The following is a 16453-nucleotide window of genomic DNA, read 5'->3' on the forward strand; positions in this document are numbered from 1 at the left end:
GTTTCGGACAAGCCCGGCGACTGGGATCATCGCGACATGACACGAACCGACGGGTACCTCCTCGACAACCAGCAGGCGGAGGCGGCAGAGCGCTTCGACGCCTTCGCCACCCTCTTCGACCCCACGACCTTCCGGCACATCGAAGGATTCGGCATCGGATCCGGCTGGCGCTGCTGGGAGGTCGGCGCGGGCGGCACGTCCGTGGTGTCCTGGCTGGCGAAGAAGGTCGGCCCGACCGGCAAGGTCGTCGCGACGGACATCGACACCACGCGTCTGACTCCGGCGGCCCGCCCGCCGGTGGACGTACGTGTCCACGACGTGAGCGCCGAGGAACCCCCCGGCGAGGGCTTCGACCTGGTGCACGCCCGGCTCGTCCTGGTCCATGTGCCGGACCGGGAACGGGCCTTGCGGTCGATGATCAAATCCCTGCGGCCCGGCGGACGCCTCCTGCTGGAGGACGCCGACCCCGCCCTGCAACCCCTGACCTGCCCCGACGAGTACGGCCCCGAGCAGCAGCTGGCGAACCGGCTGCGCCAGGGCTTTCGCCGCCTGCTCGCCGACCGCGGTGCCGACCTCTCCTACGGCCGTACCCTCCCGCGCCTGCTCCGCGAGGCCGGTCTGCGGCAGGTGGCCGCCGACGCGTACTTCCCGCTCGCCTCCACGGCCTGCGCCGCGCTGGAGTCCGCCACGATCCGCCAGATCCGCGCCCAGTTGGTCACGGCGGGCCTGGCCACGGACGAGGACGTCGACCGCCACCTCGCCAACGTCGCCACCGGCACGATGGACCTGGCCACGGCCCCGCTGATCTCGGCTTGGGGGCGCAAGGCGTAGACGCACGGGGCGCAGGGCGTAGGAGGGGAGCGAAAGCCGGCGCGAACCGATGGCCGGGCGGGAGCCCGCAGAAGGGTCCGCCGGCCGGCCGTCAGGCCCGGCACCGGCGGCCGCCCGTCCAACGCCGCTGTCACTCCGGCACCGGCGGCCTCCCGCCCACCCGTTCCACCGCCAGCGCGCCGGCCCGGCATCCTTCCGCCGCCGCGTCCTCGGGAACGGCGCCGGCCAGCAGTGCCGCGAGGAACACGCCGGTGAAGGCGTCACCCGCCCCGGTGGTGTCCCGGGGCGTCGCCGCTACGGCGGGCACGTGCGCGTACACGGTGCCGGACCGGGCGATCAGCGCCCCCTCCGCGCCCTGCTTGGCCACCACCAGCGGGACATGGCGGCTCAACTTGGCAGCCGCGTCCGTCACGTCGGGCAACCCGGTGAGCAGACAGGCCTCGTCCCGGCTCGGCAGCAGGACGTCCACCCCCTCGATCAGGGAGAGAAAGCGGTCCGGTCCCATCTCCCGGAGGAAGCCCGCCGACGCCGGGTCGAGGCTCACCCGCACACCGCGCGCGCGTGCCGACTCCAGGGCCACCGCCACCAGCGCCCGACTGGGCTCCGAGAACAGGAGATAGCCCGACAGATGCAGCCGCGCCACGCCGTCGAGCAACGCGTCCGACCAGTCGTCCGGGTCCAGCCGCAGTGACGCGCCGCTGTCGGTGAGGAACGTCCGCTCGGCGGCCTCACCCGTGTCCACGAGACAGATCACCGTCCCGGTCGGTGCCTCCGGATCGACCACCAGTCGCGGCCGTACTCCGCACGCGGCCAGCTCCCGCTCGTGCCACGCGGCCGCGTCCGCGCCCACCCGCCCCAGCAGTCGTACCTCCGCACCGCCCCCATGAGCGGCGGCCCAGCAGGCCACGTTGGCCCCGGCCCCGCCCGGCACCGTACGGATCGCGGCGGCGGTGTCCGTACCGGCGGCGAGCGGTCCCCGATGCCGGGCAACGACGTCCGTGATGACGTCCCCGACGACCAGGAGGGCACCGCCTCCAACGGGCGCGGCGGTGCCGGGCCCGTCCGTCGTCACGCCCCGGCCCGGGCGGCCGCGATCCGTCCCGCCAGCCGTACGTTGCCCCGCACCGCCGCCAGGTTGGCGCTCAGAGAGGCGCCGTCGGTGTGCCGCACGAGGTACTCCAGCAGGAACGGTGTGACCCCCTGGCCGGAGACCCCCGCCTCCTCGCAGGCCTGAAGTGCCTCCGCGAGCACACGCGCGTGCAACGCGGGATCCAGCTGCTCCTCCTCCGGCACCGGGTTGGCGACGATCAGCGCCGAGCCGGGCGCGTCGAGGGCCGCACGCGCGCGCATGACCTCCGCCACCTGCTCGGGGGAGTCCAGCCGCCACTCCACCGGACAGCCGGAGTCGGACAGATAGAAGCCGGGGAAGCGGTCCGTGCCGTACCCGGCGACCGCGACACCCAGGGTCTCCAGGCGCTGGAGCGTCGCGGGCACGTCCAGGATGGACTTCACCCCCGCGCACACCACGGTGATCGCGGTGCGCGCCAGCAGGCCGAGGTCGGCCGACTCGTCCTGGGTCGTGGTCCACTCCCGGTGCACCCCGCCGAGGCCGCCCGTCGCGAACACCTCCACCCCGGCCAGGGCCGCCAGCTGCGCCGTCGCCGACACGGTGGTCGCCCCGCTCACCCCCGCGGCCATGGCCAGCGGCAGATCCCGGTGACCCAGCTTGCGGATCCCGTCCTCGTTCGCGACCCGTTCCAACTGCTGCTTGTCCAGGCCGACATGGGGGCGCCCGTCCAGTACGGCGATCGTCGCCGGTACCGCCCCCTCCTGCCGCAGGACGTCCTCCAGCTCCAGCGCCACCTGCAGATTGCGCGGACGCGGCAACCCGTGCGCGATGATCGTGGACTCCAGGGCCACCACGGGTCGACGCGCGTCGATCGCCTCGCGCACCTCTTCGGACACCACCAGCACCACGGGCATGCCTCCTGTCGTTCGGTCTTCCCTCATCTCTGGCGGGCGGCGCGTCCGGTCAAACCCTTGCGGGCTGTGGAGGACGCCACCAGCCTGGGGTGCATGACGGACAACTCGGCACGTCTCGACCATGTCGTCCTCTGGGTTCGCGACCCGGTGGCATCGGCCGACTTCTACGAGAAGACCCTGGGCATGGAACCCGTGCGGCTCACCGACTTCGCCGCGGGGGCGGTGTCCTTCCCCTCCGTACGGCTCAACGACGAGACCATCTTCGACCTCATGCCGCTCGCCCTGGCGGATGGCATGCATATGGTGCCCGGCGCTGCCGAGAGCGCGGGACACCCCGTCAACCATGTCTGCCTGGCCCTGCCCGCCGACGATTTCGAGACACTCCGTGCCCGCCTCGAGGAACGGTCCGTGCCCGTCTCGGACTTCTCCCATGATTCCTTCGGCGCCCGCGGAATGGCCCGGCGCAGCTTCTACTTCCGCGACCCGGACGGGAACGTGTTCGAGGCACGGCACTACGACTGACCGCGCGAGGGCCGCGCGAGGGTCACACGCGGTCAGAACAGCGGCTCGGGCAGGACGCCCTCCAGCGCGAGCAGCTTCCGCTTGGTCTCCAGACCGCCGCCGAACCCGCCGATGCCGCCGTCGCTCTCGACGACCCGGTGGCAGGGCACGACGACCGGCAGCGGATTGGAGCCCATGGCCACGCCCACGGCCTGCGCGGCACCCGGCTGGCCCACCCGCCCGGCGAGATCGCCGTACCCGACGACCTGGCCGAACCGCACACCGGACGCCAGCTCGCGCAGCACCTGCCGGTTGAAGCCCGAGATCAGCGACCAGTCCAGGGGCAGCTCGAAGTCGTGCCGCTCGCCCGCGAAATAGGCCTCGACCTGCTGTATCGCCTCGACCAGAAGCGGGGAACCGGGCGCCTCCACGGGCTCGGCGCCCAGCCGGGACGCGAGCCGCTCCAGCGCCTTGTCGCGGACGGCGTCGGTGGCGTGGAAGACCACGTTGACCAGACCCTCGTCGGTCGCGGCCAGCAGCAGCGGGCCGATGTCCGTGCCGACGACGGTCCACACGATCCGCTGCTCGTCCTGTCCATGGCTGTTCATGCGACCACCGTACGAGCCGCCACTGACAACACCCGGCGACCTGCGCGAACGGCCCGCTGCCCGCGCAGCGCGTCCCGCACCGCGTCCGGCTTGTCGGTGATGATGCCGTCGACGCCGTACCCGGCGACCCTCCGCGCGGCGTCCGCGGTGTCGACGGTCAAGGCGAAGACCTCCAGCGGCTTGTCGTGCGGGCCGGTGAAGGCATGGACCGCCGAGACGTAGGCCCTGGAGACGGAGGTGTACGACGGATTGATCTGATCGGCGAAGACCGCGTACGTGTGCAGCTTCGCCACGGACGGCGTGCCGAGGAAGGCGGTCTTCACCCCGGGCTTGAGGTCGTGGACGGTCCGCAGACTCGCCGCGCTGAAGCTCTGCACGATCAGCCGGCTCCGGTGCCTTCCGTCGAGCCACCCCTCGTTGCCGAGGAGCTTGAGGGTCTCCCGCTCGATGCCCGGGTACAGCTCCGGGTTCTTGAGTTCGAGGAGCAGCTTCTGACGGTGAAGATCGACACGGCGCAGGTACTGCTTCAGCGTCGGCACGCGTGCGCCCGCGTACGCGGTACCGAACCAGCTGCCCGCGTCCAGCCGCGCGATCTCGGCGGCGGTGAAGTCATTCACCCTCCAGGGCGCCCGGCCGGGGAAGACCCGCTCCACGTCCGTCGTGCGCCGGAGGCTGTCGTCGTGGAGGACGACGAGTTCGCCGTCCCTGGTGCGCTGGACGTCGTTCTCGACCCAGACGGCGCCGATCCGGGCGGCCTGGTCGACGGCGGCCAGGGTGTTCTCGGGGGCGTGGGCGGCGCCGGCCCGGTGGGCGACGACCGCGGGCGGCGTGCCGTCCTCGACGGCCCGGACGTCGGTTGCCGGAAGCAGGAGGGCGGCGGTCCCCAGGAGCGCGGTGGCAGGGCGGTCACGGCGCGCGCGTGCATACGCACTCCTCGCGTCGAGCGATCACGTACAGCACCACTGTGACAGCACCGGGTCAACGGCACCGGGGTACACAATGGGCACATCCCGATGGGCGTGTCCCTGGTCCGCTCACCGGTGCCGCACAACTGGGGCAAGGGCGTGTTTCTTTGCCGGAAAATCGTTCGACCATTCCGGTGGCAGTCATACTCTCTGCCTCGACCCTGACCGCTCGTGCGGTGCTGGGAAGGGGCGCATTTCAGGGAATTCCGGGACGTAAGAGGGCGGAAGGGCAGCCGCGCATGCAAGGCACGGTCGACGGATTCAGCTACGGACTCGTCACACCGCTGGTGGCCTACCTCATGGCCTGCCTCGGCGGTGCCCTCGGCCTGCGTTGCACCACCAGATCCATGCTGGTCAGCCGGTCCTGGCGACCAGGTTGGCTGGCTCTCGGTTCGGTCGCGATCGGCTCCGGCATCTGGACCATGCACTTCGTCGCGATGATGGGCTTCAAGGTCGAGCAGACACCGATCCACTACGACAGGTTCATCACCTTCGCGAGCCTGGGCGTCGCCATCGTCATGGTGGGCATCGGGGTCTTCATCGTCGGCTACCGGGGCGCGACCGGTACGGCCCTGATGACCGGCGGTGCCGTCACCGGCCTGGGCATCGCCTCGATGCACTACCTGGGCATGGCCGGCATGCGCCTGAACGGGCAGCTGGAGTACAACACCGTCACCGTCGCCATCTCCGTGGTCATAGCCGTGGTCGCGGCCACCGCCGCCCTGTGGGCCGCCGGGCAGGTCAGGGGATTCCTGTGGAGCGTGGGCGCGAGCCTGATCATGGGCCTCGCCGTCACGGGCATGCACTACACCGGCATGGCCGCCCTCAGCGTCCACCTGCACCGCTCGTCCGCCCCCGTCGCCGGTGACTCTCCCGCCTCCCTGCTCGCTCCGATGATGATCGGCCCGCTGGCCTTCCTGCTGCTCGCGGGCGTCGTCGTGATGTTCGATCCGCTGATGGTCATGGGCAAGCCCGTCTGGTCGCCCGCCGAGAACAAGCCCGGCGTCCCCGCCCGCGAACTCGTCCACCACACGGCCGATCGCCGTCCGTCGCTCCGCACCCCCCGGAGCGTGCCCCACCGCGACTCCCGCACCCCGCAGAACCGCTGACCATCGGGGCCGTCAACCGCCCCCTGCCCCTCCCGCTCCGCCCCCCGACCGGCCTCTGCCCCTCGGGTGGCCCCGCCCGCCCCATGCCGCCGCGGCGGCGGCTGCTGGCGGGCTCGCCGTCTCCGCCCGGCCCCTGGAGCGTGCCCCACCGCGACTCCCGCACCCCGCGGAACCGCTGACCATCGGGGCCATCGACCGCCCCCTGCCCCTCCCGCTCCGCCCCCCGACCGGCCTCTGCCCCTCGGGTGGCCCCGCCCGCCCCATGCCGCCGCGGCGGCGGCCGCTGCCGGGCTCGCCGTCTCCGCCCGGCCCCTGGAGCGTGCCCCACCGCGACTCCCGCACCCCGCAGAACCGCTGACCATCGGGGCCGTCAACCGCCCCCTGCCCCTCCCGCTCCGCCCCCCGACCGGCCTCTGCCCCTCGGGTGGCCCCGCCCGCCCCATGCCGCCGCGGCGGCGGCCGCTGCCGGGCTCGCCGTCTCCGCCCGCCCGCCCCCCCGCCTCCCAGGGGCCGCCGCACGTTCACCGCCGGCGCACGCGCCCTCCGCCGACGTCCGGAACCCCTGATCGGACCGCGTTGTCAGTGGGGGGTCGTACGGTTGACTCCATGCGGCCCGTTTCCCACATCGAACGTACGGTGGCGCCTTTCGAGGTCGTCAGCTCCTACCAGCCCAGCGGCGACCAGCCGGCGGCGATCGCCGAGCTGGCCAAGCGCATCGAGGCAGGTGAGAAGGACGTCGTCCTGCTCGGCGCGACCGGCACCGGAAAGTCCGCCACCACCGCGTGGATGATCGAGAAGCTCCAGCGCCCCACCCTGGTGATGGCCCCGAACAAGACACTGGCCGCCCAGCTGGCGAACGAGTTCCGCGAGCTGCTGCCGAACAACGCAGTCGAGTACTTCGTCTCGTACTACGACTACTACCAGCCCGAGGCCTACGTCCCGCAGTCGGACACCTACATCGAGAAGGACTCCTCGATCAACGAGGAGGTCGAGCGCCTGCGCCACTCCGCGACCAACTCGCTGCTCACCCGCCGCGACGTCGTCGTGGTCGCCTCCGTCTCCTGCATCTACGGCCTCGGTACGCCCCAGGAGTACGTGGACCGCATGGTCCCCCTCAGGGTCGGCGACGAGATCGACCGCGACCAGCTCCTGCGCCGCTTCGTGGACATCCAGTACACGCGCAACGACCTGGCCTTCAGCCGGGGCACCTTCCGGGTCCGCGGTGACACCATCGAGATCTTCCCGGTCTACGAGGAGCTCGCCGTCCGCATCGAGATGTTCGGCGACGAGATCGAGGCCCTCTCGACGCTCCACCCGCTCACCGGCGAGATCATCAGCGACGACGAGCACCTGTACGTCTTCCCGGCCTCCCACTACGTCGCAGGACCCGAGCGCATGGAGCGGGCCGTCAACGACATCGAGAAGGAGCTCGGGGAGCGCCTGGCCGAACTGGAGAAGCAGGGCAAGCTCCTGGAGGCCCAGCGCCTGCGGATGCGGACCACCTACGACCTGGAGATGCTCCGCCAGATCGGCTCCTGCTCCGGCGTGGAGAACTACTCGATGCACTTCGACGGCCGCCTGCCCGGCTCCCCGCCGAACACCCTGCTGGACTACTTCCCGGACGACTTCCTGCTCGTCATCGACGAGTCGCACGTGACCGTGCCCCAGATCGGCGCGATGTACGAGGGCGACGCATCCCGCAAGCGCACCCTCGTCGACCACGGCTTCCGCCTCCCGTCGGCCCTGGACAACCGCCCCCTGAAGTGGGAGGAGTTCACCGAGCGCATCGGCCAGACCGTCTACCTGTCCGCGACGCCCGGCAAGTACGAGCTCTCACGCGGGGACGGCGTCGTCGAGCAGATCATCCGCCCCACCGGCCTGGTCGACCCCGAGGTCGTCGTCAAGCCCACCGAGGGCCAGATCGACGACCTGGTGCACGAGATCCGCACCCGCACCGAGAAGGACGAGCGTGTCCTGGTCACCACGCTCACCAAGAAGATGGCCGAGGACCTCACCGACTACTTCCTGGAACTCGGCATCCAGGTCCGCTATCTGCACAGCGACGTCGACACCCTGCGCCGCGTGGAGCTGCTGCGCGAGCTGCGTGCCGGCGAGTACGACGTCCTCGTCGGCATCAACCTGCTGCGGGAGGGCCTCGACCTGCCCGAGGTGTCCCTGGTGGCCATCCTCGACGCCGACAAGGAGGGCTTCCTGCGCTCCGGCACCTCCCTGATCCAGACCATCGGCCGCGCCGCGCGCAATGTCTCCGGCCAGGTCCACATGTACGCCGACAAGATCACCCCGGCGATGGAGAAGGCCATCGACGAGACGAACCGCCGCCGGGAGAAGCAGGTCGCGTACAACACGGAGCGGGGCATCGACCCCCAGCCGCTGCGCAAGAAGATCAACGACATCGTCGCGCAGATCGCCCGCGAGGACGTGGACACCGAGCAACTGCTCGGCTCCGGCTACCGCAAGGGCAAGGACGGCAAGGCGGCCAAGGCGCCCGTGCCGGCCCTCGGCGGCAAGGCGGCGGGCACCAAGGCGGCCAGGGGCAAGGCCAAGGAGACCGTCCCGACCGACCGTCCCGCGGCCGAGCTCGCCGAGCAGATCGAGGAGATGACGGCACGCATGCGTGCGGCCGCCGCCGACCTGCAGTTCGAGATCGCGGCCCGGCTGCGCGACGAGGTCTCCGAGATGAAGAAGGAGCTCCGGCAGATGAAGGAGGCGGGCCTGGCCTGACCCGCATCGCGCTGTGTTGCAAGACCGACACAAAGTGCGTTCCGGGGTGCGTCACTGTCAATGGCCCTGCGTAGGGTTCTGACCACCGCGGGGGCCGCGGCAACAGGGGACAGCAGCGAGAGGGGTTCGGCGCGTGACCGTCAACATGACCAAGGGTCAGGCCATCAGTCTGCAGAAGAACGACGGGGGCAGCCTGACCGCGGTGCGCATGGGCCTCGGATGGCAGGCCGCTCCCCGGCGCGGCCTGTTCGGCTCGCGCACGCGGGAGGTCGACCTCGACGCCTCCGCCGTCCTGTTCGCGGACAAGCAGCCCGTCGACGTGGTCTTCTTCCGCCACCTGGTGAGCGACGACGGTTCGGTCAAGCACACCGGTGACAACCTCGTCGGCGGCGTCGGCCAGGGCGGGGACGACGAGTCGATCCTCGTCGACCTCTCCCGTGTCCCCGTCCACGTCGACCAGATCGTCTTCACCGTGAACTCCTTCACGGGCCAGACCTTCCAGGAAGTGCAGAACGCTTTCTGCCGTCTGGTCGACGAGACAACCGGTGACGAGCTCGCCCGCTACACGCTCGCCGGCGGCGGCGCCTACACCGCCCAGATCATGGCGAAGGTGCACCGGACGGGTGCGGGCTGGACGATGACGGCCCTCGGCACCCCGGCCAACGGCCGCACCTTCCAGGACCTGATGCCGGCGATCCTGCCGCATCTGTAACCGGCCCGCCGAGCGGCACCGACCGACACCACCACACGGGGGGAGAAGGCGATGACGGCCGAGCTGGTGCGGGGGCAGAACCACCCGCTCTCCCAGGCCCGACTCGAGATCCGGATCGCGGCCGGCACGCCGGTCGTGGCCGGAGCCACGCTCGGCGACGAGCACGGCAGGGTGCACGGCGTCGAGTGGGTCGTCCACCCGGGCGCGCCCACCCTGCCGGGTCTGGAGGTCTCCCGGCAGGCGGCCGCCGACCACCGCCTAGCCGTCGATCTCGGCGCGGTGCCCGAGGCCGTCCACCGGGTCCATGTGCTGCTCGCGCTGCCGGCGGCGGGCGGCCCCGTGCGCTTCGGCGCCGTCGCCGCCCCGTTCGTCGCGGTCACCGGCCTGGACGGCACCGAGCTCGTCAGCTACACCATCACCGGGCTGGACGCCGAGTCGGCGGTCGTCGCGCTGGAACTCTACCGCCGCCAGGGCGCCTGGAAGGTACGCGCCGTGGGGCAGGGCTACGCGGGCGGCCTCGCCGAACTCCTCACCGACCAGGGCCTTCCCCAGGCCGGACAGCTCGCCCACGACATCCACGAGGCGGTGGCCCGGGGCCTGGCCCGCGCGGTGCCGATGCCGCCACCGCTCACGGCGGACGGCGACCGTCTCCGGCAGACGGCCACACCGACGCCGGGCGCGGACCAGGGATCGTCCGCGACCCAGGGCACCCCCGGTGCCGTACCGCCGCAGCCACCGTCCCCGAACACCCCGCAGCCCCTGTCGCCGTACGGCACACAGTCCCCGGGCGGTGGTCCGGTCTCCGGCACACCGCAGCCCGGACACACCCCGGGTCCGGCGGACACCACGCCCCAGCCGCCCACAGTCGGCGGCCCGGTCGACTACAGCCATCCCCGGCGGCAGAACACCGCCCCGCCGCCACCGCCCGCCGCGCCTCCCGCTCAGCCGGGTCAGCCCGCGCGGCCCGTCGCCGGGGACGCCACCGGCTGGTCCATGGAGGAGCGGCTCTACAACCAGGTGTGGGGCATGTTCGAGGACCTGGCCCGGTCCACGGCGGCGTACCGCAGTGCCGTCGACTTCGCCGACTCGCGCATGGAGAAGGAGCTGGACGCGGCCCTCGCCGACCCGCGCAGCCGGATCGGCGGGCAGGGTGACGCCGCTCGGGAGGCGGCCCGTGCCAAGTACACCCAGCTCGTCGAGCAGGCCCGGGCGGCCTACGACCGGGATCTCGGCCAGCTCACGGCCGAGTCCGAGGTGGTCGAACCCGCCCTGCCACCGGCGTACGCCCGCTGGGACAACCCCGTCTGGCACGGCTACCGGGTGCCGTTCGAGGTGCCCATGGCCGTGCGCCTGGGCGACCTGCACCTGCCCGAGTGCGCCGAGCTGCGCATCCCGATGCTGGTCCGGCTCCCGCTGGAGCGTGGCCTGTGGATCGACAGCGGGGCGGCCGGTTCCCTCGACGGCTCGTTCCTCGACTCCCACGAACTGCACCGCCTCGCCATGGACACGGCCGTGGCGCTCGCGGCCCGGCTGGTCGCCGTCCACCCCGCCGGGGACTACACCCTGCACGTCATCGACCCGGCCGGCTCGGGGGCGCAGGCGCTCGCCCCGCTCGTGTGGAGCGGGGTGCTCGCGGCCCCGCCCGCGGTCGGCGCCGCCGGTGTGGCGGAGGTCCTGGCCCGCCTCACCCAGCGCGTGGACCTCGTGCAGATGGCGGTGCGCGGCGGCGCGGCCGACTCCCTCCCGCCCGGCCTCGACACCTCCGAACAGCTCCTGATCGTCAACGACTTCCCGCACGGCTTCGACGACCGGGCCGTGACCCAGCTGCGCTATCTGGCGGACGAGGGGCCGTCCGTCGGCGTCCACCTGATGATGGTCGCGGACCGTGAGGACGCCTCCGGCTACGGCCCCCTCCTCGACCCCCTGTGGCGCTCGCTCATGCGGCTGACCCCGGTGCCCGACGACCACCTCGCCGACCCGTGGGTCGGACACGCCTGGACCTACGAGCCCGCCCTCGTCCCGCCGGGCAGCCAGGTGCTCCAACAGGTCCTGAGCCAGGTCGCGGAGGCCCGCACCAAGTACACGTAAAGCCCCTCCGGTCAGGGAATTTGACCTTTCTTTTGCTAATCGCTTTACCTTTCCTTGGTGATTGGGTACGGTTGGTGGCACGGAGGGGAGTACTCCCTGTCGACTGCGGCGTACCCGTCAATACGGATCAGGCCTGATCCCGGGGCGCCGGCCCACCGTGGGTGGAAGAGACCTCCGGCAGCGCGACGACGCTGGTTACTTGCCGTTACGTATTGCCGGAGGAACTGTGGATGTTTCCGTGACCCTGTGGGTCCTGACGATCGTGGGCCTCGCGGCCCTCATCGCGGTCGACTTCTTCATCGGCCGCAAGCCGCACGACGTGTCCATCAAGGAAGCGGGCATCTGGACGGTCGTCTGGATCGCCCTGGCCGGCCTCTTCGGCCTCGGGCTGATGATCTTCGCCGGCGGCGAGCCCTCCGGTGAGTTCTTCGCGGGCTTCATCACCGAGAAGTCCCTGAGCGTGGACAACCTCTTCGTCTTCGTCCTGATCATGGCGAAGTTCGCGGTGCCCTCGCAGTACCAGCAGCGGGTGCTCCTCGTCGGTGTCCTCATCGCCCTGGTGCTGCGCGCGATCTTCATCGCCGCCGGTGCCGCGATCATCGCCAGCTTCGCCTGGGTGTTCTACATCTTCGGCGCCTTCCTCATCTGGACCGCCTGGAAGCTCATCCAGGAGGCCCGTGCGGACGAGGAGGACGAGGAGTTCGAGGAGAACAAGCTGCTCAAGGCCGCCGAGCGCAGGTTCGGAGTGGCCGACCGCTACCACGGCACCAAGCTGTGGATCGTGGAGAACGGCAAGCGGGTCATGACCCCGATGCTCGTCGTGATGCTCGCCATCGGCTCCACCGACGTGCTCTTCGCGCTCGACTCGATCCCCGCGATCTTCGGCCTGACCCAGGACCCGTACATCGTCTTCACGGCCAACGCGTTCGCCCTGATGGGGCTGAGGCAGCTGTACTTCCTCATCGGCGGCCTGCTGAAGAAGCTGGTCCACCTCAGCTACGGCCTGTCGATCATCCTCGGCTTCATCGGCGTCAAGCTGGTCCTGCACGCCCTGCACGAGTCCGGGGTCCATGTCCCCGAGATCAGCATTCCGGTCTCGCTAGGCGTGATCTGCTCGGTCCTGATCGTCACCACGATCACCAGCCTCATGGCCTCCAAGAGGCAGGCGGCGGCCAAGGCGGCGCAGACGGAGAGCGAAGGCGCTCCGAAGGACAGCATCGAGGCCTGACCACGGCAGGCGTAGGAAGAACCACCACCGGGAGCGGTGCGCGGCGAATTGCCGGGTACCGCTCCCGGTGCTTGTTTTGTTCCAGAGTGCGTTCCCCGGCCCGGGGGCGCCGCGGCCGGCTGGAGACACCATGAAGTTCGTGCAGATCATCGGCTTCGAGACCGAGCGCCTGGACGAGATGCGGCAGCTGCTGCAGGAGGCGGAGCAGCGCGGCGCGGGCAGGACGGGCGGCCCGACCCACCGCATGCTCCTGAAGGACCGGGACAAGCCCAACCACTACCTGGCGCTGATCGAGTTCGAGTCGTTCGACGAGGCTATGCGCAACAGCGACGACCCCGAGACGAGCAAACTCGCGGAGCAGTTGGGCGAGCTGAGCATCGGCGAGCGCGTCTACACCAACTGCGACGTCCTGGAATCGGGTGAACTCAAGTAGTCCCGGCGTAGTGCGTGGCCCCCGCGCCTCTGCGACGATCGCTGCATGATCGCTCGGCTCAGGTCGCTCACCACGAGCTGGACGTCCGTCGTGCCGGTGCTCGCGGTCGTCCTGCTGGTGTTCACCTGGGGCCGCGACCTGCCCGCGGTCGTCGTCGTTCTCGTGACCCTGGTGCTCGCCGGGGCCGTGCTGGCCGCAGTGCACCACGCCGAAGTGGTCGCCCACCGGGTCGGCGAACCCTTCGGCTCGCTCGTCCTCGCCGTCGCCGTCACGATCATCGAGGTGGCCCTGATCGTCACCCTGATGGCGGACGGCGGCGACAAGAGCTCGACCCTGGCCAGGGACACGGTCTTCGCGGCCGTGATGATCACCTGCAACGGCATCGTCGGCATCAGCCTCCTCGTGGCCTCACTGCGCCACGGCACGGCGGTCTTCAACCCCGAGGGCACCGGCGCCGCCCTCGCCACGGTCGCCACCCTGGCCACGCTGAGCCTGGTGCTGCCGACGTTCACCACGAGCAAGCCGGGCCCGGAGTTCTCCACCACCCAGTTGACCTTCGCCGCTCTGTCCTCGCTGATCCTCTACGGCCTGTTCGTGGCGACCCAGACCGTACGGCACCGCGACTACTTCCTCCCGATCAGCCGCCAGGGCGAGGTGATCACCGTCGACGACCACGCCCACGCGCCGACCGCCCGCGCCGCGCTGATCAGTCTGGGCCTGCTGGGCCTGGCCCTGATCGGGGTGGTCGGCCTGGCCAAGGGGGTCTCGCCCACCATCGAGTCCGGGGTGGCGAAGGCCGGTCTCCCGCAGGCCGTCGTCGGTGTGATCATCGCCCTGCTGGTGCTGCTCCCCGAGACCATCGCCGCCCTGCGCTCCGCGCGCCGCGACCGCGTGCAGACCAGCCTCAACCTCGCCCTCGGCTCGGCCATGGCCAGCATCGGCCTGACCATCCCCGCGGTCGCCCTGGCGTCCGTCTGGCTCTCCGGCCCGCTCGTCCTCGGCCTCGGCTCCACCCACATGGTGCTGCTGGCCCTGACCGTGGTGGTGAGCTCCCTGACGGTGGTTCCCGGCCGGGCCACACCGCTGCAGGGCGGCGTCCACCTGGTGGTGTTCGCGGCCTACCTGGAGCTGGCGATCAATCCATAGCCGGCTCTGCCGCCACCGCCGCCACGGGCACCGGCCGCGTCTCCGGCAGCAACGCGAAACACCCGAGACTGAGCAGCGCGATCCCGGTCAGATACGCCCCCACCCCCCAGGGCACCCGCCCGCCCTGCTCCACCAGAGCCGTCGCCACGACCGGCGTCAGCGCGCCGCCGACCACCCCGCCGAGGTTGTAGCCGACAGCGGCCCCCGTGCAGCGGACGCGCGGTTCGTACAGCTCCGGCAGATAGGCGGCGATCACCGCGAACATCGTGATGAACGCGATCATCGCGCCCAGGAAGCCGAGGAACATCAGCAGCGGCTCCCCGGTCGCGAGCAGCACCACCATCGGGAACATCCACAGCGCCGCCGCCGCACATCCCGCGAGACACAGCGGCCGCCGCCCGTACCGGTCCCCGAGCAGCGCCGCCACCGGCGTGAGTGAGCCCTTCACCAGCACCGCGGCCATGATGCAGGTCAGCATGACGGTACGGCTCACCCCGAGCCGCTCCGTCCCGTAGGCGAGGGACCACGTCGTCACGGCGTAGAAGATCGCGTACCCGACCGCGAGCGCCCCGGCCGTCAGCAGGACGAGCCGCCAGTGGTCGCGGGCCACCTCGGCGAGCGGCACGCGCGCGTGGTCGTCGATCTCCAGGAAACCAGGGCTCTCCGCAAGCGAGGAGCGCAGCCACAGGCCCAGCGCCGCCAGCACCCCGGCCGCCCAGAACGGCACCCGCCAGCCCCACGCGGCGAACTGCGCCTCGGACAGCGTGGCCGACAGCGCCAGCACCACCCCGTTGGCGAGGAGAAAGCCCAGCGCGGGTCCCACCTGCGGGAAGCTCGTCCACAGCCCGCGCCGCTCGGCGGGCGCGTGCTCGGCGGTCAGCAGCACGGCCCCGCCCCACTCCCCGCCGAGCCCAAGACCCTGGAGGAAGCGCAGTACCAGAAGCAGCACGGGCGCGGCCATGCCGATCGCGTCGTACGTCGGCACACTGCCGACCGCGACCGTGGCGGCGCCGGTCAGCAGCAGCGAGCCCACGAGAACCGGCCGCCGTCCGCGCCGGTCACCGATGTGCCCGAACAGCACCGACCCGAGCGGTCGCGCGACGAACCCCACCCCGAACGTCCCGAAGGCGGCCAGCGTCCCCGCGAGCGGCGAGAAGGTCGGAAAGAACAGCGGCCCCAGGATCAGCGCCGCGGCCGTCCCGTAGACGAAGAAGTCGTAGAACTCGATGGCCGTCCCGGCGAGCGAGGCGGCCGCGAGCCTCGGCATGGAGGGCGCCCTCACGGTGCGTACGTCGTGCATGCCGCGTCAACTACCCACGGTGATCGCGGGTTACGGGGGCGCGTGAGCGCGCTCGGGAGTGATCAGTACGTGACGGTGATGCGCCGGGCAGGACCGTCGACGCGGACGAGACCGCCGTAGGGGATGACGAGTTGGGGATCGGTGTGGCCGTAGTCCACATCGAAGACGATGGTGGTGTTGGGGGCACACAGATAGGCGAGCAGGTTCGTGTTGTCGCTCATCCCGAAGAACGGCCCGGAGGGTATGGGCCGCGCCGCGCTCGGCGCACCGTGATAAACCGGGTCCGAGCAGCCCGTCTTCACCGACCGGAGGAACCGTGCCCCGCACCCTCGCCAACGCCCCGATCATGATCCTCAACGGTCCCAACCTGAACCTGCTGGGTCAGCGGCAGCCGGAGATCTACGGCAAGGACACCCTCGCCGACGTCGAGGCCCTGTGCGCGAAGGCGGCGGCCGCGCACGGCGGCACGGTGGACTTCCGGCAGTCCAACCACGAGGGCGAGCTGGTCGACTGGATCCACGAGGCCCGGCTGAACCACTGCGGGATCGTCATCAACCCCGGTGCCTACTCGCACACCTCGGTCGCGATCCTGGACGCACTCAACACCTGTGACGGGCTGCCGGTACTGGAGGTGCACATCTCCAACATCCACCGGCGCGAGTCCTTCCGGCACCACTCCTACGTCTCGCTGCGCGCGGACGGGGTCATCGCGGGCTGCGGTGTGCAGGGGTACGTGTTCGGCGTGGAGCGCGTCGCGGCGCTGGCAGGTCCTGCCCAGGCCGACGTGTAAGGACCGATGTCCTGGAC

The 16453-nt window shown here is 71.2% G+C and carries 14 protein-coding genes and 2 pseudogenes; 10 read left to right on the forward strand and 6 right to left on the reverse strand.

Going from position 1 to position 16453, the window contains the following annotated elements; all coding sequences use genetic code 11:
• The first annotated feature begins 36 nt into the window (after nucleotides 1-36).
• Entirely contained in the window at nucleotides 37-831 is a 795-nt protein-coding gene (locus RKD20_RS33310; RefSeq protein WP_424880938.1) for a methyltransferase domain-containing protein, read from the forward strand.
• A gap of 130 nt (nucleotides 832-961) precedes the next feature.
• Here RKD20_RS33310 and RKD20_RS33315 read toward each other — a convergent pair whose 3' ends face one another.
• Together RKD20_RS33315 and RKD20_RS33320 are read right to left on the reverse strand one after the other, a co-directional pair.
• Nucleotides 962-1903: a carbohydrate kinase family protein gene (locus RKD20_RS33315; protein ID WP_424880939.1), complete on the reverse strand. Its 942-nt coding sequence runs from the start codon at nucleotides 1901-1903 to the stop codon at nucleotides 962-964.
• Entirely contained in the window at nucleotides 1900-2814 is a 915-nt protein-coding gene (locus RKD20_RS33320; protein WP_424880940.1) for a pseudouridine-5'-phosphate glycosidase, read from the reverse strand. The genes RKD20_RS33315 and RKD20_RS33320 overlap by 4 nt, the downstream gene beginning before the upstream one ends.
• Nucleotides 2815-2907: 93 nt before the next feature.
• Here RKD20_RS33320 and RKD20_RS33325 point away from each other — a divergent pair, with 93 nt between their 5' ends.
• The gene (locus tag RKD20_RS33325) at nucleotides 2908-3336 is read left to right on the forward strand and encodes a VOC family protein (RefSeq protein ID WP_424880941.1); all 429 of its coding nucleotides are present in this window, start codon (nucleotides 2908-2910) and stop codon (nucleotides 3334-3336) included.
• Nucleotides 3337-3368: 32 nt separating this feature from the next.
• Here RKD20_RS33325 and RKD20_RS33330 read toward each other — a convergent pair whose 3' ends face one another.
• A complete protein-coding gene (locus tag RKD20_RS33330; protein ID WP_424880942.1) occupies nucleotides 3369-3923 on the reverse strand; it encodes a methylated-DNA--[protein]-cysteine S-methyltransferase in 555 nt (184 codons plus the stop codon).
• Nucleotides 3920-4848: pseudogene (locus RKD20_RS33335) on the reverse strand (glycerophosphodiester phosphodiesterase). Before RKD20_RS33335 ends, RKD20_RS33330 begins: the two are co-directional and overlap by 4 nt.
• 279 nt (nucleotides 4849-5127) lie before the next feature.
• On the opposite strand from RKD20_RS33335, the gene RKD20_RS33340 reads away from it, so the two are divergent.
• From RKD20_RS33340 to RKD20_RS33370, 7 genes are all read left to right on the forward strand, one after another.
• Nucleotides 5128-5997: an MHYT domain-containing protein gene (locus tag RKD20_RS33340; RefSeq protein WP_424880943.1), complete on the forward strand. Its 870-nt coding sequence runs from the start codon at nucleotides 5128-5130 to the stop codon at nucleotides 5995-5997.
• 606 nt (nucleotides 5998-6603) lie between these two features.
• Complete coding sequence (gene uvrB, locus RKD20_RS33345; RefSeq protein WP_424880944.1) at nucleotides 6604-8739, forward strand: excinuclease ABC subunit UvrB; 2136 nt, start codon at nucleotides 6604-6606, stop codon at nucleotides 8737-8739.
• A gap of 133 nt (nucleotides 8740-8872) precedes the next feature.
• Entirely contained in the window at nucleotides 8873-9451 is a 579-nt protein-coding gene (locus RKD20_RS33350; protein ID WP_351991006.1) for a TerD family protein, read from the forward strand.
• 51 nt (nucleotides 9452-9502) lie between these two features.
• Nucleotides 9503-11539: a TerD family protein gene (locus RKD20_RS33355; RefSeq protein WP_424880945.1), complete on the forward strand. Its 2037-nt coding sequence runs from the start codon at nucleotides 9503-9505 to the stop codon at nucleotides 11537-11539.
• Nucleotides 11540-11765: 226 nt separating this feature from the next.
• A complete protein-coding gene (locus RKD20_RS33360; protein ID WP_424880946.1) occupies nucleotides 11766-12767 on the forward strand; it encodes a TerC/Alx family metal homeostasis membrane protein in 1002 nt (333 codons plus the stop codon).
• Between the two features lie 130 nt (nucleotides 12768-12897).
• Nucleotides 12898-13200, forward strand: coding sequence for a hypothetical protein (locus RKD20_RS33365; RefSeq protein WP_424880947.1), 303 nt, complete (start codon nucleotides 12898-12900; stop codon nucleotides 13198-13200).
• A 45-nt stretch (nucleotides 13201-13245) separates the two neighbouring features.
• On the forward strand, nucleotides 13246-14346 hold the full coding sequence (locus RKD20_RS33370; RefSeq protein ID WP_424880948.1) for a calcium:proton antiporter: 1101 nt from the start codon (nucleotides 13246-13248) through the stop codon (nucleotides 14344-14346).
• Here the strand turns inward: RKD20_RS33370 and RKD20_RS33375 are convergent.
• Entirely contained in the window at nucleotides 14336-15613 is a 1278-nt protein-coding gene (locus tag RKD20_RS33375; protein WP_424880949.1) for an MFS transporter, read from the reverse strand. The genes RKD20_RS33370 and RKD20_RS33375 overlap by 11 nt on opposite strands.
• Nucleotides 15614-15708: 95 nt before the next feature.
• Nucleotides 15709-15831 (reverse strand): annotated as a pseudogene (locus RKD20_RS33380) (LD-carboxypeptidase); the annotation flags it as partial.
• 131 nt (nucleotides 15832-15962) lie between these two features.
• On the opposite strand from RKD20_RS33380, the gene aroQ reads away from it, so the two are divergent.
• Nucleotides 15963-16436: a type II 3-dehydroquinate dehydratase gene (aroQ, locus tag RKD20_RS33385; protein WP_007381264.1), complete on the forward strand. Its 474-nt coding sequence runs from the start codon at nucleotides 15963-15965 to the stop codon at nucleotides 16434-16436.
• Nucleotides 16437-16453: the final 17 nt, after the last annotated feature.

This window comes from Streptomyces sp. SLBN-8D4 (assembly GCF_049739545.1).
GTDB lineage: Bacteria > Actinomycetota > Actinomycetes > Streptomycetales > Streptomycetaceae > Streptomyces > Streptomyces canus_C.